This window comes from Janibacter sp. RAF52, from assembly GCF_052114035.1.
In the GTDB taxonomy this organism is placed as follows: Bacteria; Actinomycetota; Actinomycetes; order Actinomycetales; family Dermatophilaceae; genus Janibacter; species Janibacter hoylei.
In genome coordinates this window covers 1-20938 of record NZ_JBFRDY010000010.1, presented here as the reverse complement: position 1 = coordinate 20938, position 20938 = coordinate 1, and the positions used below count along the sequence as shown (strand labels likewise).

Genomic DNA, 20938 nt, shown 5'->3' with positions numbered 1-20938 from the left:
TCACTCCGCGCAGGTCAGCTCGTCGCCGTCCGGCGTCACGCCGGTGAGCCAGTACTGGTCCACCGCGTTGTCGACGCAGGAGTTCTGCCGCATGTAGGCGGTGTGCCCGTCGCCCTCGTGGGTGATGAGCGCGGAGTCGGCGAGCTGCTCGTGCAGGCGCTGCGCCCACTCGTACGGCGTCGCCGGGTCGCGGGTGGTGCCGACGACGAGGATCGGGTCGGCCCCCTTCGCGTCGACCTTGTGGGGCGTGTTGGTCGCGTCGACCGGCCACTGCGAGCACGGCGACTCCGACGACAGGGCACGCCCCCAGATCGGGGCGGCCTCGACCGCCTTGTCGACGAGCGCGTCCTGGTCGACGTCCTTTTCGGGACGGTCGAGGCAGTTGACCGCAGGCAGCGCCTCGAGGAGGTTGGAGGCGTACTCGCCGCCCGAGTCGCGCCCGGCGTAGGTGCGGCCGAGCTCGCTGAGCGGCCCCCCGTCACCGTCCTGCGCAGCCTCGAGCGCGTCGGTCAGCTGCGACCACATGCCCTGGTCGTAGAGGGCCTGCCCGATGCCCCACGTCGCCCACCCCTCGGTGAGCTCGATGCCCGCCGAGGCCGGTAGGGGCTGCTCGTCGAGCTCTTCGAGCAGGTCCTGCACGCTCGTCACGACGGCGTCGACGCTCGACCCGAGCGGGCAGTCGTCGTCGACGCAGTCCTGCGCCCACGCCTTGGTCGCGGTGTCGAAGCCCTTGGCCTGGCCGATGACGACCTCCTCGGACGAGGCGTCCGGCGGGATGACGCCGTCGAGCACGAGCCGGCCGGAGCGGTCGGGGAAGAGCTCGGCGTAGGTCGCCCCGAGATAGGTGCCGTAGGACTTGCCGAGGTAGGTCAGTTTGCCGTCGCCGAGCGCGGCACGCAGCACGTCCATGTCCCGGGCCGCATCGGCCGTGGAGACGTGGCCGAGCAGCTCACCGGTCTTGTCCTCGCAGCCGTCGGCAAACTCCTTCTGCGCCTCGTCGTCCGCGGTCCGCTCGTCGTCGGTGTCGGGCGTGGGGTCCTTGGCCAGGTAGCGGTCCATGCCGGCGTCGTCGAGGCAGTCGACCGGGTGGGAGCGGGCCACGCCGCGCGGGTCGAAGCCGACGACGTCGAAGCTCTTGCGGATCTGGTCGCTCACGACGAAGTCCGCCGCGGCGGCGTACTCGACGCCGGAGCCGCCCGGGCCACCGGGGTTGACGACGAGGGAGCCCGCGGCCTTCCCCTTCGCCTTGATCCGCAGGACGGCGATCTTGATCGTCTCGCCGTCGGGGTCGTCGTAGTCCATCGGCACCTCGAGCTCGGCGCACTCGCCGTCACCACGCTCGCACTCGCCCCACTGCAGGTCCTGCTCGTAGTACCGCTCCAGGCCCGTCGTACCGGCGGGCGGCTGCCGGTCCCCCGGCGTCAGCCCGCTCGGCTCCGGGCCGGGGTCGAGCAGGGAGCAGCCGGCCAGCGGCAGCATCAGTGCCGACACGGCGGCGACGACGCGAAGGGGGCGCGACCGGCGAGAGCTCATGCCCCGACGCTACCTGCGGGTGGGCAGCTGCAAGGAGACCGCCATCGCCTCGAGCGCGAGCAGCGGCGCGACGTTGGCGGCGATCCGCTCACGCGCCGTGGCGATCGCCTCCATCGCCCCGAGCAGGCCTTCGCTGGTGAAGGCGTGCGCGACCTCCTCGACGACCGGGCGCGCGTCCTCGTTGACGAGGGCGACCGGCGAGCCGGAGCGGACGACGAGGGCGTCGCGGTAGACCGAGAGCAGGTCGACGAGCGCCCGGTCGACCATGTCGCGGGTGAAGCGGGTCGCCCGCGTCTTGTGCTCCTTGTCCAGCGCCGTCACCTGCGCGCGGATGTGCGGTGGCTGCGTCCGCGCGCTCGGGTCGGCCCCGAGGGTCTCGAGGAGGCGCTGCTTCTCGGCCGCGGCACGCGCGTCGAGCGTGCGGTCACGCTCCTCCTCGGCGATGTGCAGCAGGTCGGCGGCCGCGCCCACGGCGTCGGAGACCCCCCGGATCCGCGCCGCCATGGCGATCGTGTCGCGACGTCGGATGCGCGCACCCTCGTCGGTCGCCAGCCGCTTGGCCAGCCCGATGTGGCTCTGCGCGGCGCGGGCGGCGTAGGTCGCCATGCCGGGGTCGATGCCGTCGCGACGCTGCAGCAGGGCCGAGACCTCGGCGACCGGAGGGGTGCGCAGCCGGACGTGCCGCGAGCGGGAGCGCACGGTGATGAGCACGTCCTCCAGGCTCGGGGCGCACAGCAGCCACACCGTGCGCGGCGTCGGCTCCTCGAGTGCCTTGAGCAGGGCATTGCCCGACTGCTCGGTCAGCCGGTCGGCGTCCTCGACGAGGATGATCCGGTAGCGACCTACGCTCGGCGAGCGACCGGCGAGCTGGACGAGGTCGCGCGTGGCCGCGACACCGATCGACAGCGCCTCCGTCGCGAGCACGTCGACGTCCGCGTGCGTGCCGTCGACCGCCGTGCGGCACTCTCGGCACTCGCCGCACCCACCGCTCGGGCACAGCAGCGCACCGGCGAAGGCGCGCGCCGCCGTCGAGCGGCCCGAACCCGGCGGCCCGGTGAAGAGCCAGGCGTGCGTCATCGCCGACGGGTCCGACACGGCCCGGGTGAGCGTCGCGATCGTCTCGCTCTGGCCGACCACGTCACGCCAGATCGGTGCCGCTGCGCCTGCCGGAGACGCGGTCACAGCAGGCCGTCCGCGACGAGCCGGGCCCGCACCTGCTCCGCGACGACCTCCGGCGCTGCGGCGCCGTCGACGACGAGGTAGCGCTCGGGTGCCGCCTCGGCCAGCGCGAGGAAGTGCTCCCGCACCGCCGTGTGGAAGGCGTCGGCCTCCGACTCCATCCGGTCGTGGCTGCCACCGCGACGGCGCCGCCCTTCGGCCGGGTCGACGTCCACGACGACCGTGAGGTCCGGGGTGAGCCCACCGACCGCCCAGCCCTGCAGCTGCGCCACCTCGTCGACCCCCAGCGAGCGCCCGGCCCCCTGGTAGGCCACCGACGAGTCGACGTAGCGGTCGGTGACGACGACCGCTCCGCGGGCGAGCGAAGGGAGGACCACCTCCGCCACGTGCTGCGCCTTGTCCGCCGCGAAGACCAGCGCCTCTGCGCGCGGCGTGATCGCCTCCCCGTGCAGCACGAGGTCGCGCAGGGCGGCGCCCAGCGCCGTCCCGCCTGGCTGGCGGGTCACGACGACCTCGCGCCCCGCGGCCTCGAGTGCCGCGACGAGGTGCCGCACCTGCGTCGACTTGCCCGCGCCGTCGCCCCCTTCGAAGGCGATGAAGTACCCACTGTCCGTCACGCCGTCGACCCTATGGCACCGCCCCGACACGGTCCTGCGGCCGTCCCCACCCGGTGGGCCTATCGTCGGGCGCATGACCTTCAGCGACGAGACCGCACGAGCCCTGACCACCCGCGCGCTGACCGCGCAGACCGACGGCCGCGTCCCGGGGCTCGTCGCCGGCGTCGCGCGTGACGGCCGGCTGGAGTGGTCCACGGGCATCGGCACGATCGACGTCGCGACCCCGGGCGAGGCACCCGACGCGGACACGCAGTACCCCGTGGCGAGCAACTCCAAGACCTTCACGGCCGTCGCGATCATGGCGCTGCGCGACGAGGGCCGACTCGACCTCGACGACACGGTCGAGCAGCACCTCGCGGACTCCGCCCACGCCCGCGTGACGATCCGCCAGCTGCTCTCGCACACCTCCGGCATGCAGCGCGAACCCGTCGGCGACGTCTTCGACACCATGGTCATGCCCTCCCGCGAGGAGATGCTCGCCGGCTGGTCGCAGGCCGAGCGCGTCGGGCGGCCGCACGACCGCTGGCACTACTCCAACCTCGCCTACGCCGTCCTCGGCGAGATCATCGGGCGCCTCGACGGGTGCACCTGGGAGGAGTCGATCCGGCGGCGCATCCTCGACCCGCTCGAGATGACCCGCACCGGCACCGTCCCCTCCGGCCGCCGGGCGAAGGGGTACTACGTCCCGCCCTTCGCAGACGTCCCGGTCGAGGAGCCGGTCTTCGACGCGGCCGCGATGGACCCGGCCGGCGGTCTGCGGTCGACCGCCACCGACATGGCGCGCTGGGGCGGCTTCGTGGCCGACCCGGTCGACGAGGTGCTCTCCCCCGACACGCTCGAGGAGATGTGCCAGCCGCAGGTCATGGCCGACGTGACGGGGTGGACCTCCGCGTGGGGGCTGGGCTTCCAGCTCGTGCGGCACGAAGGGCGCACCTGGGTGGGGCACACCGGCGGCTGGCCCGGCTCGATCACCGGCGTCTTCACCGAGCGTCCCACTGCCACAACGGGACTGATCCTGATGAACAACTCCGCCCCCGTCCCTCCTGCGGCCGCCGCCATCGAGCTCGGGACGATCGCGATCGAGCGCGAGCCCGTGCAGCCCGAGCCCTGGAAGCCCGGGACCGAGCTGCCCGACGAGCTCGTCCCGCTGCTCGGGCACTGGTACTCCGAGGGGACCCACTTCGTGCTGTCGGTGCGCGAGGGCCGGCTCGAAGCGCGGGTGGCCGGCCAGCCCAAGGAGATGCCGCCCTCGGTCTTCGAGGCCGAGGCCACCGACCGCTACCGCACGGTGTCGGGCCGCGAGCGCGGCGAGCTGCTGCGGGTCACCCGCGATGCCTCCGGCTCCGTCACCCACCTCAACTGGGCCACCTACCGCTTCACCCGCGAGCCCCTGGCCTTCGGCCAGTGGCTCTGACCGCCCCCCGACTGCGCATTTCCCTAGGGAGATGCGCAGTGGAGGGGTCGGCCAGAGCGAGCAGGCGAAGGGGGCGTCAGGCGAAGTGCTTGCGCAGCTCCCGGTTGAGGATCTTGCCGGTGGCATTGCGCGGCAGCTCGTCCATGAAGACGACCTCGCGGGGGATGCAGTGGCGGGCGCGGTGGGCCCGCACGTGCTCCCTGACCTCGTCACCGGTGAGGGTGTGCCCGTCGTTGAGCGCGACGAAGACCGCGAGCCGCTGGCCGAAGTCGTCGTCGGGGACGCCGATGGCGGAGACCTCACGCACCGCGGGGTGCTCGGCCAGCAGGCCCTCGACCTCGATCGGGTAGACGTTTTCGCCACCGCTGACGATCATGTCGTCGTCGCGACCATCGACGAAGTAGAGGTCGCCCTCGAGGTGCCCCACGTCCCCCGTCGAGACGAGCCCGTCAATGAAGTCCTTGGTGTTGCCGTTGGTGTAGCCGTCGAACACGAGCTCGTTGCCGCAGAAGATCCGACCCTTCTCCCCCGCCGGCACCTCGCGACCGTCCTCGTCGAGGATCCGCACGACCGTCCCCAGGGGCGGTGTACCCGCCGTGTTGGGGTGGCGGCGCATGTCGGCGGGCGTCGCGATGCACACCCAGGACGCCTCGGTGGACCCGTAGAGGTTGTAGAGCACGTCGCCGCACTCGTCCATGAACTTCGTCGTGAAGCCCGAGGGGTAGGCCGACCCGGAGGTCGCGACGACGCGCAGCCTGCGCCGGGAGCGGGCCGCGGGGTCGCTCGGCAGCTCCATCATCCGCTGGAGCATGACCGGGATGGCAAACATGGCGTCGGGCTGCAGCTCCTCGAGCGCCGCCCGCGCCGCCTCGGGCTTGAAGCGCCGCTGCAGGATGATCGTCGCGCGCAGCGCCATCGACAGCTGCATCGCCGCGTAGCCCCAGGTGTGGAAGATCGGCGCGGAGATGAGGATCCGGTCGTGGGCGCGCAGGGGGATCCGGTCGATGATCGAGATGAGCGGGCCGAAGCCACCGGGAGTCTTGCGGGCCGCTCCCTTCGGCGTCCCGGTCGTGCCGGAGGTGAGGATGATCGTGCGGCCGCCCTTGGTCGGCACCGGCAGCGCCTGGGGGCGGGGCGCCTGCTCGACCCGCCGAGCCAGCTCGGTCTCGGTGATGCGGGGCATCTCCTGCGGCAGGTGCGAGACCACCTCGGCGAACTCGTCGTCGTGGATGAGTGCCTTGATGCCCTGCTGCTCGGCGACGACGGCGAACTGCGGCCCGGCCAGCCCGGTGTTGCCCAGGACGAGGTCGACCCCGATCGCGGAGGTCGCCGTCATGACCTCGATGGCCTGCACGTGGTTGCGGGCGAGCAGGCCGATCCGGTCACCGGGGCCGAAGCCCATCTCGGTGAGGATCGTCGAGATCTTCTCGGAGTTGGCGAGCAGCTCGGCGTAGGTCGTGGCGCCCCGGGTCTCGTCGATGACCGCGACGGTCTTCGGCGAGCGGTTGGCGGCCTGGCGCAGCTCGCCCGCGAGGCCGAAGCCCCACTTCTTCAGTGCGGTGAGCTGCTTGACCTGGGCGGCCGGCGGCCCGGGGGTGAGCATCCCGCGCTTGGCCATGGTCTTGGCGACGATCAGGGGGTTCATCGGTATCAGGCCTTCGGGATGTCAAAGAGGGTGGGGAACTTGGCGGCCGTGGCGATGTCGCCCTTGACCTTGATCTTGCCGCGCATGACGAGCATCGTCGGGTTGCCTCGGCCGGTGACCATCTTGAGGAACTCCGGCGGCGCCATCATGAGCGAGGTGTCGTACCGCTCACCCGGCTCGGGCGAGACCGCACACGTGCCGTCGTCGACGACGATCTCGTAGGTGTCGTGCGGGTGGTCGTCCGGCCCGCCGGTGATCCGGAACTGGATCGTGCTGCTCACGCCTGCGGCCCGCTCCGGGCGGAAGAGCTCCGGGAAACGCTCGAAGATCGCGTCGAGGATCGGCGTGCGCAACTCGCCGCGCATGACCTCCGAGACCTCCTTGTCGGACATCTGCTTGGCGGTCTGGGCAAACTCTTCGGGCGTCATCGACGCAAAGGTCGACGGGTCCAGGTCCATGCGGGCAGCTCCTTCGGTGCGGTTTCCCGGACCATACCCACGAGTAACGAAGGCGGCAACGGGTGCGACCAGGGGCCGGACGCCCTTCAGGACTTCTTGGCGCTCGCCTTCTTCGCCGCGGTCTTCTTCGCCGTCGCCTTCTTGGCCGTCTTCTTGGTCGCCTTCTTCGCGGTCTTCTTCGCCGACTTCTTGCGGGTCGTGGGGCCCTTGGCCCGCTTCTCGGCGATGAGCTCGTAGGCTCGCTCCGCGGTCAGCGTCTCCGGCTCGTCACCGCGACGGAGCGTGGCATTCGTCTCACCGTCGGTGACGTAGGGGCCGAAGCGACCGTCCTTGACGACGACCTTCTTGCCGCTCACCGGGTCCTCGCCGAACTCCGCGAGCGGCGGCTTGGCCGCGGCGCGGCCCCGCTGCTTGGGCTGGGCGTAGATCGCGAGCGCTTCCTCGAGGGTCATCGTGAAGAGCTGCTCCTCGGTCTCGATGGAGCGCGAGTCGGTGCCCTTCTTCAGGTACGGGCCGTAGCGGCCGTTCTGCGCGGTGATCGGCACCTCGACGGACTTCTCCGTGCCGTCCTCACCGGTGGTGGTCTCGGTGACCGTGCCGATGGTGCGCGGCAGCGAGAGGAGCTTCAGCGCCTGCTCGAGGTCGACCGTCGAGGGGTCCATGCTCTTGAAGAGCGAGGCCGTGCGCGGCTTGACCTTGGCCTTGCCGCGCTTGGGCTTGTCGTCGGCCGACTCCTCGAGCACCTCGGTGACGTAGGGTCCGTAGCGACCGTTCTTGACGACGACGTCGCGGCCGGTCTCGGGGTCCTGGCCCAGGACCCGACCGTCGTCGGCGGCAGCGGCGAGGAACTCGCGCGCCATCGCCGGCGTGAGCTCATCGGGCGCCACATCGTCGGTGATCGTCGCCCGCTTGGGCGCCGGCGTCGTCTTCGTCTCGTCGGTGACCTCACCGGTGGCCGGGTCCACCCCCTTCGGCACGACCTCCTCGACGTAGGGCCCGTAGCGACCGACCCGCACGACGATGCCGTCGCCGATGTCGATCGTCGAGATCGCCCGTGCGTCGATGTCACCGAGGTCGGCGACGAGGCTCTGCAGGCCCTCGTTGCCCCCTTCGCTGCCGTAGTAGAAGCGCTGCAGCCAGGCCACGCGCTCGGCGGAGCCGGAGGCGATCTCGTCGAGGTCCTCCTCCATCGACGCCGTGAAGCGGTAGTCGACCAGGCGACCGAAGTACACCTCCATCAGGCGGGTCACCGCGAAGGCGAGCCACGTCGGGACGAGCGCGCTGCCCTTCTTGCGGACGTAGCCGCGGTCCTGGATGGTGCTGATCGTCGAGGCGTAGGTGGAGGGGCGGCCGATGCCGAGCTCCTCCATCTTCTTCACGAGGGAGGCCTCGGTGTAGCGGGCCGGCGGCGACGTCTCGTGGCCGGAGGGGGTCGCGTCGACGACGTCGACGGTCGCGCCCTCGGCGAGCTTCGGCAGGCGGGCCCCGCCGTCCTTCTTCGCCTCGCGGGGCTCGTCCGTGCCCTCCTCGTAGGCGGCGAGGAAGCCCTTGAAGGTGATGACCGTGCCCGAGGCGGAGTACTCGGCGGCAGAGGCGACCTCGCAGCCACCGAGGTCGGCGGCGAGCTTGATCGTGGCGGTGGAACCCTTGGCGTCGGCCATCTGCGAGGCGATCGTCCGCTTCCAGATCAGCTCGTAGAGCTTGAACTCGTCGCCGCGCAGCTCACCGGCCACCTGGGCCGGGGTGCGGAAGCGGTCACCTGCGGGGCGGATCGCCTCGTGCGCCTCCTGGGCGTTCTTGGCCTTCTTGCCGTAGACGCGCGGCTGCTCCGGCACGAAGTCGGCGCCGTACATGTCCCGGGCCTGCCCACGTGCCGCGGAGATCGCCGAGCCCGACAGGTTGGTGCTGTCGGTACGCATGTAGGTGATGTAGCCGTTCTCGTACAGCTTCTGGGCCACGCCCATGGCCGCCTTGGACCCGAGGCCGAGCTTGCGGCCGGCCTCCTGCTGGAGGGTCGAGGTGGTGAAGGGGGCGTACGGCCGTCGGGTGTAGGGCTTCTCCGTGACGGAGGAGACGGTGACGTCGGCGGCGATCGTCGCCTCGGCGACGGCCGTGGCGGCCCGCTCGTCGAGCTGGCGGGCGGAGCCCTTGAGCGCGCCGGTGTCGTCGAAGTCGGAGCCGGTCGCCACCTTCGTCCCGTCGAGGGAGGCCAGACGGGCGGCGAAGGGGGCGGAGGTCGAGGTGAAGCTGCCCTCCACGCTCCAGTAGGAGGCGACCTTGAAGGCCATCCGCTCGCGCTCCCGCTCGACGACGATGCGGGTGGCGACGGACTGCACGCGACCGGCGGACAGGCCGGCCTTGACCTTGCGCCACAGGACCGGCGAGACCTCGTACCCGTAGAGACGGTCGAGGATGCGGCGCGACTCCTGCGCGTTGACGAGGTTGATGTCGAGCTCGCGGGTGTCCTCGACGGCCCGCTGGATGGCCTCCTTGGTGATCTCGTGGAAGACCATCCGCTTGACGGGGACCTTGGGCTTGAGCGTCTCGAGGAGATGCCAGGCGATGGCCTCACCCTCGCGGTCCTCATCGGTGGCGAGGTAGAGGGTGTCGGCGTCCTTGAGCAGGCGCTTGAGCTCGGCGACCTTCTTCTTCTTGTCCGGGTCGACGACGTAGAAGGGCTCGAAGCCCTCCTCGATGTTGATCCCGAAGCGCCCGAAGGGGCCCTTCTTCATCTCGGCGGGCATCTCCGAGGGGGTCGGGATGTCGCGGATGTGACCCACCGATGCCTCGACGGCGAAGTCGGCGCCAAGGTACCCGGCGATCGTCTTGGCCTTGGCGGGTGACTCCACGATGACGAGCTTGCTGGCCATGTGTGCCTCGTTTCCTGATCCCACGTGCAGCGGATTCGTCGCTGCTTCGACGTCGGGCTCTTCTGGCGCCGACCGTACACCGAGCTGGGGACTCCCTTCGCACCCCGGGTGGCGGGCCGACGGTCCGCTTGACAGTTAGTTAAAGGTACAAGTAATGTCGTGGCCATGACCTCGACCCCGCCCGTCCTCTTCCTCTCGCACGGCGCTCCCCCGCTCGCCGACGACGCGCGCTGGACCGCCGAGCTGGCCCGCTGGTCCGCCGAGATCGAGCGCCCCAAGGACATCCTCATGGTGTCCGCCCACTGGGAGGACGCCCCCGTCACCGTCAGCCCCAGCCAGCGCAAGGTGCCGCTGACCTACGACTTCTGGGGCTTCCCCGAGCGGTACTACCGGGTGCAGTACGACGCGCCCCTGGCTCCCGACCTCGCCGACGAGGTCTCCGCCCTCCTCAAGCCGAAGGGAGTCGACGTCCAGCGCGACGAGACCCGCGGGCTCGACCACGGCGCCTACGTGCCCCTCGTCGAGATGTACCCCGACGCCGACGTGCCCGTGCTGCAGATGTCGATGCCGACGCTCGACCCGCACGAGCTGCTCGAGCTCGGCCGCGCCCTCGCCCCGCTGCGCGACCAGGGCACGCTCATCGTCGGCTCCGGCTTCACGACGCACAACCTGCGCTGGTTCAACCCGCGGGCCGGTGCCGACTCCACGCCGCCGACCGCGTCGAGCGAGTTCGACCACTGGGCCGCCGAGACCGTCGCCGCAGGCGACGTCGACTCCCTCGCGCGGATGTTCGAGCTCGCCCCCGCCGGCCACGAGGCGCACCCGCGCACCGAGCACTGGGCCCCGCTCTACATCGCGATGGGTGCGGCCGAGGCGTCCGGCGCCAGCGAGCGGCGGACGACCGTCGAGGGCTTCTGGTACGGCCTGTCGAAGCGCTCCTGGCATTTCAGCTGACCGGGGAGGGCTCCCCGTCGTGCTGCCGGCCGCCCGTCGCTAGGCTCGTCGGCAGCGTCCGGCGCCACGGCCGGCCCACGAAGGGGAGGACCCACCCATGAAGAAGCTCGCCACCGTCTTTGCCGCCAGCGCGCTGGCCCTCGGCCTGAGCGCTTGCGGCAGCAGCCCGGAGGAGGACGCCGAGAAGGCGGTGACCGACTTCGCCCAGGCCTTCGAGGACAAGGACTACGAAAAGGTCTGCGACGCCATCGACCCCGAGATGGTCAAGACGATGGAGCAGGGCGGCATGAAGTGCGTCGAGGGCATGGAGGAGGGCGGCGACGAGATGGCCGAGGAGGCCAACGCCGACGACATCGAGATCCTCTCCTCCACCGTCTCCGACGACGAGAAGACCGCCACCGTCAAGGTGAAGAACTCCAAGGGCGAGGAAAACGACGTCAAGCTCAAGAAGGTCGACGACGAGTGGAAGATCACGATGGGCGCCTGACCTCGGGCAAACCCGTCGAACCCTCCCTCCGCACGAGCTCACGCTCCTGCGGAGGGAGGGTTCTTCCGTGTCCAGGCACCCGCGCCGTTCCCTCAGAGTCCGCCCGCTGCGCGGACTCCCCGCGCTCCCTGAGGAGGCCGCCCGCGGCCGCTACCCGACCCGCCCCCTGAGGAGGCCGCCCGCGGCCGCTACCCGACCCGCCCCCTGAGGAGGCCGCCCGCGGCCGCTACCCGACCCGCCCCCTGAGGAGGCCGCCTGCGGCCGTCTCGAAGGGGACTCAGCCGGGCAGCAGCAGCCCGTCGGCGGCGAGCCGGCGCACCAGGCCAGCTCCGGCGCCGAGGGCCTCACCGGTGGGCAGGTCGAGCAGTGCCGAGATCGCCGTGAGCGACTGGCGGGCGGTCAGCTCGCCGTCGCACACCGACACGAGCGCGGCGTCGAGGGTGTCGAGGCGGATCGAGCGGGCCAGCCCCCCGCCCTGGCGCAGGACGATGACATGGGGGTCGCTGGCGCCGGGCGCCGCGTGGGTCTCCGTCGTCACGTCGTCGGCGCAGCGCCACGCGGTGTCGAGCAGGGCGTCGTCGTCGAGCCCGGCGAGCCGGTCGCGGGCGACGAGCCCCGCCGCGATGGCCGGGCCCATCGGCGAGGCGACCGCCCCGGTCGCCTCGACGAGGTCCACGAAGGGCGCCCGCCGCGACGTCGGGCGGTGCAGCGTGATGACGCCGAAGCCGATCTGCTCGACACCCCGCTGCTCGAAGTCGTCGAGCCAGGCACCGACGAGCGCCTCGTGCTCGCTCGTGCCGGGCAGGTGCCCGCCGTCGCGGGACCACAGCTCCGCGTACTCCGCAGGGTCCTGCACGTCGCGCTGGACGACCCACGCGTCGAGACCACTCGCTGCGACCCACTCCCCGACGCGCTCGCGCCAGTCCTGGCCCGCCACCGACTCCCAGTTGCCGAGGAGCTGGGCGATGCCGCCCGGCGCGAGGTGCGCGCCGACCTGCTGGGTGAGGGCGGCGACGACGGCGTCGCCGGCGGCCCCGCCGTCGCGGTACTCGTAGAGCGGCACGTCGGCGGTGCGCGGCGTGATGACGAAGGGAGGATTGCTCACGACCAGGTCGAAGGCCTCCCCCGCGACCGGCTCGAGGAAGGAGCCCTCGCGCAGGTCCCAGTCCTGCTCGTTGAGCGCCGCGTTGAATGCCGCGTAGCCGAGGGCCCGGCGGGAGAGGTCGGTGGCGACGACCGCGTCGGCGTGGCCGGAGAGGTGCAGGGCCTGCACGCCGCAGCCGGTCCCGACGTCGAGGGCGCGGGCGACCCTGGGGCGGGGTGTCCACGACGCGAGGGTCGACGAGGCGCCCCCGATGCCGAGCACGTGGTCGACGGGCAGCGGGCCGCTGCGGGCGTGCTCGGTCGGGTCGGAGGCGACCCACCAGGCGCCTCCCGCGTCGTCGCCGTAGGGCCGCAGGTCGCAGGTGGCGAGGACGTGTGCGCCCTGCGGCTCGACGATGCCGAGGGTGACCGCGCCGGTGACGCCGGTGCGGGGCAGCGCCCGGGCGAGGTCGTCGGCGGCGGTGGGCAGTCCGAGGCCGAAGCAGCCGACGAGGATGCCGAGCGGGTCGCTGGCCCCGGCCACCGCGCGGCGGGCGGGCAGCGACTGCTCGCGCCCCAGCGCGTTGGCCGCGAGGTCGCCGAGCCGCTCCCGGACGGCGTCGACCTCGAAGGACGCGTCCCCTAGGTCGGCGCGCAACGCGGCGATGAGCTCGGGGTGGGTGCGGGGCGTGGTGCTGGCGGTCACCCGACCGAGCCTAGTGGGGCGGTCGCCTAGGCCCGGTCGACCGCCGGCGCTCCCTCGCCGTCGCCGACGGCGACGTCGTCGCGCTTGGTGATCACGAGCGCGGCGGCGACGACGAGCAGGGCGACCAGTGCGATGGCCCACCTGACGAGCCGATCCGTGCCGTCCCCGAGGTAGAGGGTGATGACGGCGGGCGCGATGAGCACGGCGACGAGGTTCATCACCTTGATGAGCGGGTTGATCGCGGGCCCGGCGGTGTCCTTGAAGGGGTCACCGACGGTGTCGCCGATCACCGCCGCCTCGTGACCCGGCGACCCCTTGCCGCCGTGGTGCCCGTCCTCGACGATCTTCTTCGCGTTGTCCCACGCGCCACCGGAGTTGGCCAGGAAGACGGCCATGAGGGCACCGCAGGCGATCGCCCCGGCGAGGAAACCCGCGAGAGCCCCGATGCCCAGACCGAATCCGACGACGATCGGGGTCAGTGCGGCGAGCAGGCCCGGGGTGGCGAGCTTGGCGAGCGAGTCGCGCGTGCAGATGTCGACGACCCGCGCGTACTCGGGCTTTTCGGTGCACTCCATGATCCCGGGGTGCTCACGGAACTGACGGCGCACCTCGTGGACGATCGAGCCCGCGGCCACGGTGACCGCGTTGACCGCCAGGCCCGAAAACAGGAAGACGACCGCAGCTCCGAGCAGGAGCCCGACGAGCACGCTCGGCGTGACGATCTGGGTGTTGACCATGAGCTCGAGATCGGCGACCTGCTGGGCCGTGACGCTCCCTTCGTCGACGGTCGACAGGGCACCGCGCCAGGCATCGGTGTAGCTGCCGAAGAGGGCGGTCGCGGCGAGCACGGCGGTCGCGATGGCGATGCCCTTGGTGATCGCCTTCGTCGTGTTGCCGACCGCGTCGAGCTCGGTGAGCACCTGAGCCGCCTCACCGTCGACGTCACCGGACATCTCGGCGATGCCCTGCGCGTTGTCCGAGACCGGGCCAAAGGTGTCCATGGCGACGATGACCCCGACGGTCGTCAGCAGTCCGCAGCCGGCGAGCGCGATGAAGAAGAGGCCGAGGACGACGGAGGAGCCGCCGAGCAGGAAGGCGAGGTAGATGCACACGGCGATGGTCACGACCTTGTAGACCGCCGACTCGAGGCCGAGGCTGATCCCCGACAGGATCACGGTGGCGGCGCCGGTCTCGGTCGTGCGGGCGACGTCCATCGTCGGGCGCTTGTCGGTGCCGGTGTAGTAGCCGGTCATCCGCAGGATCACCGCGGCGAGGACGATGCCGAGGACGACCGCGAGCAGGGCGGCGCGCCGCGGGTCGCCGACCAGCTGGGCGACCGTCTCGTCGGAGGAGCCGAGCTCGGCGTATGTGCCGGGCAGGTAGAGGTAGGCCGCGGCGGCGCACAGCACGGCCGAGATCGCCGCGGAGATGAAGAAGCCCCGGTTGATGGCATCGAGCGCCGACTCGCCCGAGCGCGCCCGGGTGATGAAGATGCCGATCATCGCCGTGACCGCACCGATGGCCGGGATGAGCAGGGGGAAGACGAGCCCGTGGGCGCCGAAGGCCGCCGAGCCGAGGATGAGCGCGGCGACGAGCATCACGGCGTAGGACTCGAAGAGGTCGGCGGCCATGCCCGCGCAGTCGCCGACGTTGTCGCCCACGTTGTCCGCGATCGTCGCCGCATTGCGGGGGTCGTCCTCGGGGATGCCCGCCTCGACCTTGCCGACGAGGTCGGCGCCGACGTCAGCGGCCTTGGTGAAGATGCCGCCGCCGACCCGCATGAACATCGCGAGGAGCGCGGCGCCGAACCCGAAGCCCTCGAGCACCTTGGGCGCATCACCCCGGTAGACGAGGACGACGACGGCCGCGCCGAGCAGACCGAGGCCCACGGTGAACATGCCGACGGTGCCGCCGGTGCGGAAGGCGATGCGCATGCCGTCGTCGCGGCCGGTGGAGCGGGCCGCCTCGGCGACGCGGACGTTGGCCTTGACCGCGAGCGACATCCCGAGATACCCGATGGCGGCGGAGAAGCCGGCGCCGAGGACGAAGAACCCCGAGCGACCCCACCGCACGCCCGAGGAGTCCGCGGGCAGGAAGAGCAGGAGGACGAAGACGAGCGCGACGAAGACGAGCAGGGTCCTGAACTGGCGGCGCAGGTAGGCGTGCGCGCCCTCCTCGACCGCCCCCGCGATCTCCTGCATGCGGGGCGTGCCCGCGCCGGCGGTGAGCACCTGGCCTCTGAGGACGACGCCGAGCACGAGGGCCAGCAGGCCGATGACGGCGACACCCCCGACCAGACCCAGGTTGGTGCCGTCGAGGTCGATCGACGATGCGGTGGACAGGGTCGCGAGCGTGACAGCCATGCCATCCTCCTTGATGGGCGCGGGTCACGGCCGGTCCGTCATCAGGCGGGTCAGCCGCGCTGTCACCCTACTGCCGGGGCGCCCCCGCTGCCCGGACCGCGCCCTCGAGGTCGGGGTGGATGTCGAGGAGCTGGTCGAGGCCGGTGATGGCGAAGACGCGCAGCACCCTCTCGTGCGAGGCCGCGACGGTGAGCGTCCCGCCGTGGCGGGCGAGCTTCTTGAGGCGGCCGACGACGATCCCGAGACCGGTCGAGTCGAGGAAGGTGACCCCTCCGAGGTCGAGCGTCAGGCGGCGTCGCCCGTCGGCGATGAGCGCCTCGAGGGCATCGCGCAGCACCGCGGCGGAGGCCACATCGATCTCCCCGGTGACGTGGACGATGTTGACCTCTCCGGCTGCGCTGGTCGTGACGGAGATCGGCATCCGCCTACCGTAGAACACATGTCCCACACCCGCCCGCAGGCCCGCGACCTGCTCGCCGACCTGGCGCGCGGGCGCGAGGAGCGGGTCCGGCACGTCGAGTCGCTCCCCGCCCGCGAGCCGGAGCACGCCGACGTCCCCGCGTGGGTCGCCCCTCCCCTGCGACAGGCCCTGGCCGGGGCAGGCATCGAGCGACTGTGGTCCCACCAGGCGACCGCTGCGCAGGCCGCCCGCGAGGGGCGGCACGTCGTGCTCGCCACGGCGACGGCTTCGGGCAAATCACTGGGCTATCTCCTCCCTTCGCTCACGGCCGTGCTCGAAGGGAGGGCCGCGGCCAACGGTCGCGGTGCCACCGCCCTCTACCTCTCCCCCACCAAGGCGCTGGCCGCCGACCAGCTCGCCCGCATCCAGTCGTGGGCGATCCCGGGGATCCGCGCCGCCACCTACGACGGCGACACCCCGACCGACGAGCGCCGGTGGATCCGTGACCACGCCGACGTCATCCTCACCAACCCCGACCTCGTCCACCACTCCCTCCTGCCCGGCCACGAGCACTGGGCGCACGTGCTGCGGCGACTGCGCTACGTCGTCATCGATGAGTGCCACGTCTATCGCGGGGTCTTCGGCTCGCACGTCGCGCTGCTCATCCGTCGCCTGCGGCGGGTGGCGCGTCGGTACGGCGCCGACCCCGTCTTCGTCCTGGCCTCCGCGACCGTCGGCGACCCCGGCGGGCACGCCACCCGCCTCGTCGGTGACGACGTCCTCGCCGTCACCCACGACGGGTCGCCGCGCGGCGCGATGACCTTCGCGCTGTGGCAGCCGCCCGAGGACGACGAAGGGAGCCGCCGCTCCCCCACGACGGAGGCCGCCGAGCTCATGGCCCAGCTCGTGGGTCGCGACGTGCAGACGTTGGCCTTCGCGCGCTCCCGCGCCGGGGTCGAGGCCCTGGCCACCTCCGCGGCACGGCAGGTGAGCGCCGCCGACGAGGGGCGGATCGCCGCCTACCGCGGCGGCTACCTCCCCGAGGAGCGCCGCGTCATCGAGCGTCGGCTGCGCGACCGTGACCTGCTCGGGCTCGCCGCGACCAATGCCCTCGAGCTCGGCATCGACATCGCCGGGCTCGACGTCGTGCTCATGGCCGGCTGGCCGGGGCGGCTGGCGTCGGTGTGGCAGCAGGCGGGCCGCGCCGGCCGCGATGGTCAGGACGCCCTCGCCGTGTTGCTCGCGGCCGACGACCCGCTCGACACGTGGGTCGTCGACCACCCGGAGGCGATCTTCGACGCACCGGTCGAGGCGAGCGTGCTCGACCCGGCCAATGTCCACGTGCTCGTACCGCACGTCGCATGCGCGGCCGCCGAGATCCCGGTGACGCTCGACGACGAGCGGTGGTTCGGCGACGGCTTGGCGGGGGTGCTCGAGGTCCTCGTCGACCGCGGCATCCTGCGCCGCCGGCCGGGTGGCTGGTACTGGACCCGGCCGGACCGGCCGGGCGAGCACGTCTCCCTGCGCGGCATCGGTGAGGTGGTGAGCATCGTCGAAGGGAGGTCCGGCCGCGTCGTCGGCACGATCGACGAGTCGTCGGCGCACGCCCAGGCGCACACGGGTGCGGTGCACGTGCACCAGGGGCGTACCTTCGTCGTCACCGAGCTCGATCTCGATCAGGCGACGGCCACGGTCGTCGCCGGCGACCCGGGGTGGACGACGCACGCCCAGTCGGTCTCCTCCTTCGACATCGTCGCCGAGGAGGCCGGGGTCGACCACGGGCCGGTGCGGGTCTCCTTCGGGCGGGTCGACGTGCGACGGCAGGTGACCGGGTTCCTCCGGCGGCTGCCGAGCGGCGAGGTCATCGGGCGCCACGACCTCGACCTGCCCGAGCGCACCCTGTCGACGCGAGCCGTGTGGTGGACGATGACGCCGGAGGCACTCGCCGCAGCCGGAGTCGCCGAGGCCGACGTGCCGGGTGCCGCGCACGCCGCCGAGCACGCGGCGATCGGGATGCTCCCGCTGCTCGCGACCTGCGACCGGTGGGACATCGGTGGGGTCTCGACCGACCTGCACCCGGGCACGGGGTTACCGACGATCATGGTCTACGACGGGCACCCGGGCGGGGCCGGATTCGCGGCGCGCGCGCACGAGCGGATCACCGAGTGGCTGACGATGACCCGCGACACGATCGCCGGGTGTGCGTGCGCCGGGGACGGCTGCCCGGCGTGCGTCGTCTCGCCGAAGTGCGGCAACGGCAACGAGCCGCTCGACGCGCGCGGCGCGGTGGCCCTGCTTGACCTGCTCCTGGGCACGCTCGGTCCTACAGTGAGCGAGGACCCGTTGCCGCAGACGGCGGGCTGACGCCACCGAAAGGAACCCCTCATGGTCATCCTCGGCATCATCCTCGTGCTCGTCGCTCTCCTCATCGGGGCGGCGCTGCTCCTCGGGACCCAGGCGCCGGAGGTGTCGGGCCAGGAGGTCGACATCCGTCTCCTCGACGCGGTGACGATCAACCTCAACCCGCTCACCCTCGTCATCGCGGGCATGTTGACGATGCTGCTGCTGTGGCTGGGCCTGGTCACGATCAAGTGGGCGCTGACCCGCAAGGCGAAGGCACGTCGCCTGCGCAAGGAGCAGGAGGCGGAGTCGCGCCGCCGGCTGGCCGAGCAGGAGGCGGCCCACCAGGAAGAGCTCGCACAGCGCGAGCGCGACCTGGAGGAGCAGCGGGTCTCGACGCAGATCGCTCGCGAGCGGGCCGAGGTCGCCGAGAGCCACGACCCCACGACCGGCGCGGCCACCCAGCGGATCGACACGCGCGGGGCCGCGCCGGCCGACGACGCCACCCGCCCGATCCGCCGCGACCCGCGCGCCTGACGGGCCGGCCGTGATCTGGGTCGGTCTGGCCGTCGCCGGGTGCGCGGCCGCCTTGCACGTCTTCATCTTCTACCTCGAGTCCTTCGCGTGGACGACCCGCGCCCGGGGCGTCTTCGGCACCTCGGGAGAGGAGGCCCAGGTCACCCGCGAGCTCGCCTTCAACCAGGGCTTCTACAACCTCTTCCTCGCCATCGCCGTCGCGCTGGGCATCGTCGTGCACGCGGTCGGGCACGAGGCGGTCGGCCTGACGCTCGTGCTCACCGGTGTCGGCTCGATGCTCGCCGCGAGCCTCGTCCTGCTCCTCTCCAGCCCGGACAAGGCCCGCGCCGCCGTCAACCAAGGGGTCCTGCCCGCGCTGGCGATCGCGCTGCTCGTCGCCGGACTTGCCCTCTGACGCCGCCGGTCAGGGTCCGTCGAGGAGGCCGCCCACGGCCGTCTGGTCGGGCTGCGGCCCCGCGCGGGCCCTCCCTTCGGCCTGGTCCGGCCCGACACCGCCGAGACGAAGGGGGATCCTCGCCGCGACCGTGACCGTCACGTCCCCGTCGCCGGTGACCCGGCAGTCGAGGAGCCGGACGTCGTGCCGCTGCGCCAGACGGTCGGACTCCGCGCACGCCGCGGAGGCGTCGAGAGAGGCTTGGTACTCGATCGCCCCCGCGAGTGCCGACAGGTCGGCAGCCGACCGCGCGATGTGCGCGGCACGGACAGCCGAGAGCACCGCGAGCGCCGCGACCGTGACAGTGAGCAGCACGGCGATGAGGGCGAGCGACATGATCGTCGAGGAACCTGCTTCGGCGTGCAGGTCACGCCGGGTCATGAGTCGGCTCCACGCGCGCCGTCGAGAAGCACGAGGTCTCCCCCGTCGCGAAGGCGAGGACCTCCGGCGGTGAGCTCGTCACCGTCACCGTGACGTCGCGACCGCCTCGGGCGACCTCGACACTCGCCCCCTCGGGGGCGAGGGCTCGGGCGTCGTCGAGGGCGCGCCCCGGGTCCTCACCGCGGGCGATCTCGCGAACGGCCACGCGCGCGGCATCGACGCAACGGACCCGGTCGATGCCCCAGGCAAGGGCGCCGAGACAGATCGTCAGGACGAGGACGACGGCGGGGAGGGTGAGGGCGAGCTCCGCCGTCACCATCCCCGACTCGTCGCCCGCCCTAGCGGATGCCGAGCGCCTCGAGGATGACATCGGACAGGCCCGACTTGATGGTCCCCGACTTCACGACCGCCAGCAGGACGATCGCGAAGGTGCAGGCGGCCAAGGTGCCCACGGCGTACTCGGCGGTCGTCATGCCGGCCTCGCAGACCAACCGGGCCCGGTGACTCCACCGGACGATGGACTTCTTCATGGGACGCTCCTCCCCTTCGGCGGCACCCGATGTGCCGCGGTGAGGTCCACCCTTCGCCCGCACCTCCCCTCGCGACCGCTACTCACGCGATCTGTGCACGACCCCACCCGGCACCCACCGGCTGTGGATGCCGCCTGGGCCCGAGCCCGCACCACGGGGATACCCGACGGCTGATCGCTGCACTGTCCGGGGTCCTCCCCGAGGTCGTGACGCTCGCGCTGGACGGCTGGCCGCCGCGCGGCCACCGGCGCACCGACGAGGCCGCCGTCATCTCCGCGTACGAGAGGTGGACCGCCGGAGAGCCGCTGCCCGCCGTAGCCCAGACGCTGGGGATCACACCCACCCGGCTGCGACACGACCTGGCCACCGGCTCCGCCGCCCCGCCGCCGCGACTTTCGACGGCTGACACCAGCCACCGCTTCGGGTGGGACCCCTCGACCGGCTACCGCAGCTACCAGGTGGGCTCCTGCCCGCCCCGGACGGACGGGAGGGGACCCGGCCGTGGTGGTGGGAGCACACGATCGAAGGGTGGGCAGCCCACCGGGACATGCACCCCCTGCCCTGCCTGCGAGGTCATCTACCCGACGTCCACCGGATTGCGCGGCCACCTGACCCGGGAGCACCCAGGCTCGTAACCGCGCCGATCACGCGAGCCAGGGAGCTGGTCCGCCTGCCGCTCGGCTCACGCTGACCTCAACTGTCCCGGACGCTGGGCGATCCTTGTGGGCCCTCACACGCGCACGTGACCGGTGAGCCAGCCGTCACATGCGCTCCTCTCGACCTGCGCCAGGCGAGATCCTGTGGTCGCATGGTCACGAAATGCGGCTCGTTCGGAGTCTGCTGGCGTGGGGGACGTCGGGACTGCTGCACGGATAGGTGACAGTCGGTAGTCACGCAGCCTGGTCGGCTGGTGTGGTCATGGTGGTCTCGTATTCGATGGGCGTCAATCGGCCGAGGCGGTCTTGTCGTCGTCGGCGGTGGTAGGTCCGTTCGATCCTCCAGGTGACG

The 20938-nt window shown here is 72.1% G+C and carries 18 protein-coding genes; 6 read left to right on the top strand and 12 right to left on the bottom strand.

What is annotated here, in order from left to right:
* Genes AB4Y78_RS12650 through tmk form a run of 3 tightly spaced genes read right to left on the bottom strand, consistent with a single transcriptional unit; the run spans position 1 to position 3329 of the window.
* A complete protein-coding gene (locus tag AB4Y78_RS12650) occupies positions 1-1533 on the bottom strand; it encodes an alpha/beta hydrolase (RefSeq protein WP_441715313.1) in 1533 nt (510 codons plus the stop codon).
* A 9-nt stretch (positions 1534-1542) separates the two neighbouring features.
* Positions 1543-2715 (bottom strand): DNA polymerase III subunit delta', encoded by a 1173-nt coding sequence (locus AB4Y78_RS12645; protein ID WP_441737181.1) that lies wholly within the window; start codon positions 2713-2715, stop codon positions 1543-1545.
* Entirely contained in the window at positions 2712-3329 is a 618-nt protein-coding gene (tmk, locus tag AB4Y78_RS12640; protein ID WP_282070917.1) for a dTMP kinase, read from the bottom strand. Before tmk ends, AB4Y78_RS12645 begins: the two co-directional genes overlap by 4 nt.
* Positions 3330-3402: 73 nt before the next feature.
* Between tmk and AB4Y78_RS12635 the strand changes: the two genes are divergently transcribed.
* Positions 3403-4743, top strand: a complete 1341-nt coding sequence (locus AB4Y78_RS12635) for a serine hydrolase domain-containing protein (protein WP_441715308.1) — start codon at positions 3403-3405, stop codon at positions 4741-4743.
* 76 nt (positions 4744-4819) lie between these two features.
* Here AB4Y78_RS12635 and AB4Y78_RS12630 read toward each other — a convergent pair whose 3' ends face one another.
* From AB4Y78_RS12630 to topA, 3 genes are all read right to left on the bottom strand, one after another.
* Positions 4820-6388 (bottom strand): AMP-binding protein, encoded by a 1569-nt coding sequence (locus AB4Y78_RS12630; RefSeq protein WP_441715306.1) that lies wholly within the window; start codon positions 6386-6388, stop codon positions 4820-4822.
* A gap of 5 nt (positions 6389-6393) precedes the next feature.
* On the bottom strand, positions 6394-6846 hold the full coding sequence (locus AB4Y78_RS12625) for an SCP2 sterol-binding domain-containing protein (protein WP_265230021.1): 453 nt from the start codon (positions 6844-6846) through the stop codon (positions 6394-6396).
* 86 nt (positions 6847-6932) lie between these two features.
* Positions 6933-9716: a type I DNA topoisomerase gene (gene topA / locus AB4Y78_RS12620; protein WP_441715304.1), complete on the bottom strand. Its 2784-nt coding sequence runs from the start codon at positions 9714-9716 to the stop codon at positions 6933-6935.
* 165 nt (positions 9717-9881) lie between these two features.
* Here topA and AB4Y78_RS12615 point away from each other — a divergent pair, with 165 nt between their 5' ends.
* Both AB4Y78_RS12615 and AB4Y78_RS12610 read left to right on the top strand, forming a co-directional pair.
* Complete coding sequence (locus AB4Y78_RS12615) at positions 9882-10670, top strand: dioxygenase family protein (RefSeq protein WP_441715302.1); 789 nt, start codon at positions 9882-9884, stop codon at positions 10668-10670.
* Between the two features lie 97 nt (positions 10671-10767).
* Complete coding sequence (locus tag AB4Y78_RS12610) at positions 10768-11157, top strand: DUF4878 domain-containing protein (RefSeq protein WP_441715301.1); 390 nt, start codon at positions 10768-10770, stop codon at positions 11155-11157.
* A gap of 277 nt (positions 11158-11434) precedes the next feature.
* On the opposite strand, the gene AB4Y78_RS12605 is transcribed toward AB4Y78_RS12610, so the two are convergent.
* The 3 genes from AB4Y78_RS12605 to AB4Y78_RS12595 form a co-directional block, all read right to left on the bottom strand.
* Positions 11435-12946, bottom strand: a complete 1512-nt coding sequence (locus AB4Y78_RS12605; protein ID WP_441715299.1) for a DUF7059 domain-containing protein — start codon at positions 12944-12946, stop codon at positions 11435-11437.
* Positions 12947-12972: 26 nt separating this feature from the next.
* Positions 12973-15309: a sodium-translocating pyrophosphatase gene (locus AB4Y78_RS12600; protein ID WP_441715297.1), complete on the bottom strand. Its 2337-nt coding sequence runs from the start codon at positions 15307-15309 to the stop codon at positions 12973-12975.
* A 67-nt stretch (positions 15310-15376) separates the two neighbouring features.
* Positions 15377-15730, bottom strand: coding sequence for an STAS domain-containing protein (locus AB4Y78_RS12595; protein WP_007925719.1), 354 nt, complete (start codon positions 15728-15730; stop codon positions 15377-15379).
* Between the two features lie 18 nt (positions 15731-15748).
* Here AB4Y78_RS12595 and AB4Y78_RS12590 point away from each other — a divergent pair, with 18 nt between their 5' ends.
* Genes AB4Y78_RS12590 through AB4Y78_RS12580 form a run of 3 tightly spaced genes read left to right on the top strand, consistent with a single transcriptional unit; the run spans position 15749 to position 18980 of the window.
* Positions 15749-18073 (top strand): DEAD/DEAH box helicase, encoded by a 2325-nt coding sequence (locus AB4Y78_RS12590; RefSeq protein ID WP_441715294.1) that lies wholly within the window; start codon positions 15749-15751, stop codon positions 18071-18073.
* Positions 18074-18094: 21 nt separating this feature from the next.
* On the top strand, positions 18095-18586 hold the full coding sequence (locus tag AB4Y78_RS12585; RefSeq protein ID WP_265230028.1) for a hypothetical protein: 492 nt from the start codon (positions 18095-18097) through the stop codon (positions 18584-18586).
* Between the two features lie 10 nt (positions 18587-18596).
* Complete coding sequence (locus tag AB4Y78_RS12580; protein ID WP_441715290.1) at positions 18597-18980, top strand: DUF1304 domain-containing protein; 384 nt, start codon at positions 18597-18599, stop codon at positions 18978-18980.
* A 9-nt stretch (positions 18981-18989) separates the two neighbouring features.
* Here the strand turns inward: AB4Y78_RS12580 and AB4Y78_RS12575 are convergent, their stop codons facing one another.
* The 3 genes from AB4Y78_RS12575 to AB4Y78_RS12565 are packed head-to-tail and all read right to left on the bottom strand — an operon-like array spanning position 18990 to position 19930.
* Positions 18990-19400 carry an Rv3654c family TadE-like protein gene (locus AB4Y78_RS12575; protein ID WP_282070898.1) on the bottom strand — a complete coding sequence of 137 codons (411 nt, stop codon included), beginning with the start codon at positions 19398-19400 and terminating at the stop codon, positions 18990-18992.
* Positions 19387-19719, bottom strand: a complete 333-nt coding sequence (locus tag AB4Y78_RS12570; protein ID WP_441715288.1) for a TadE family type IV pilus minor pilin — start codon at positions 19717-19719, stop codon at positions 19387-19389. Before AB4Y78_RS12570 ends, AB4Y78_RS12575 begins: the two co-directional genes overlap by 14 nt.
* Before the next feature lie 19 nt (positions 19720-19738).
* The gene (locus tag AB4Y78_RS12565) at positions 19739-19930 is read right to left on the bottom strand and encodes a DUF4244 domain-containing protein (RefSeq protein ID WP_259910308.1); all 192 of its coding nucleotides are present in this window, start codon (positions 19928-19930) and stop codon (positions 19739-19741) included.
* Positions 19931-20938 lie beyond the last annotated feature (1008 nt).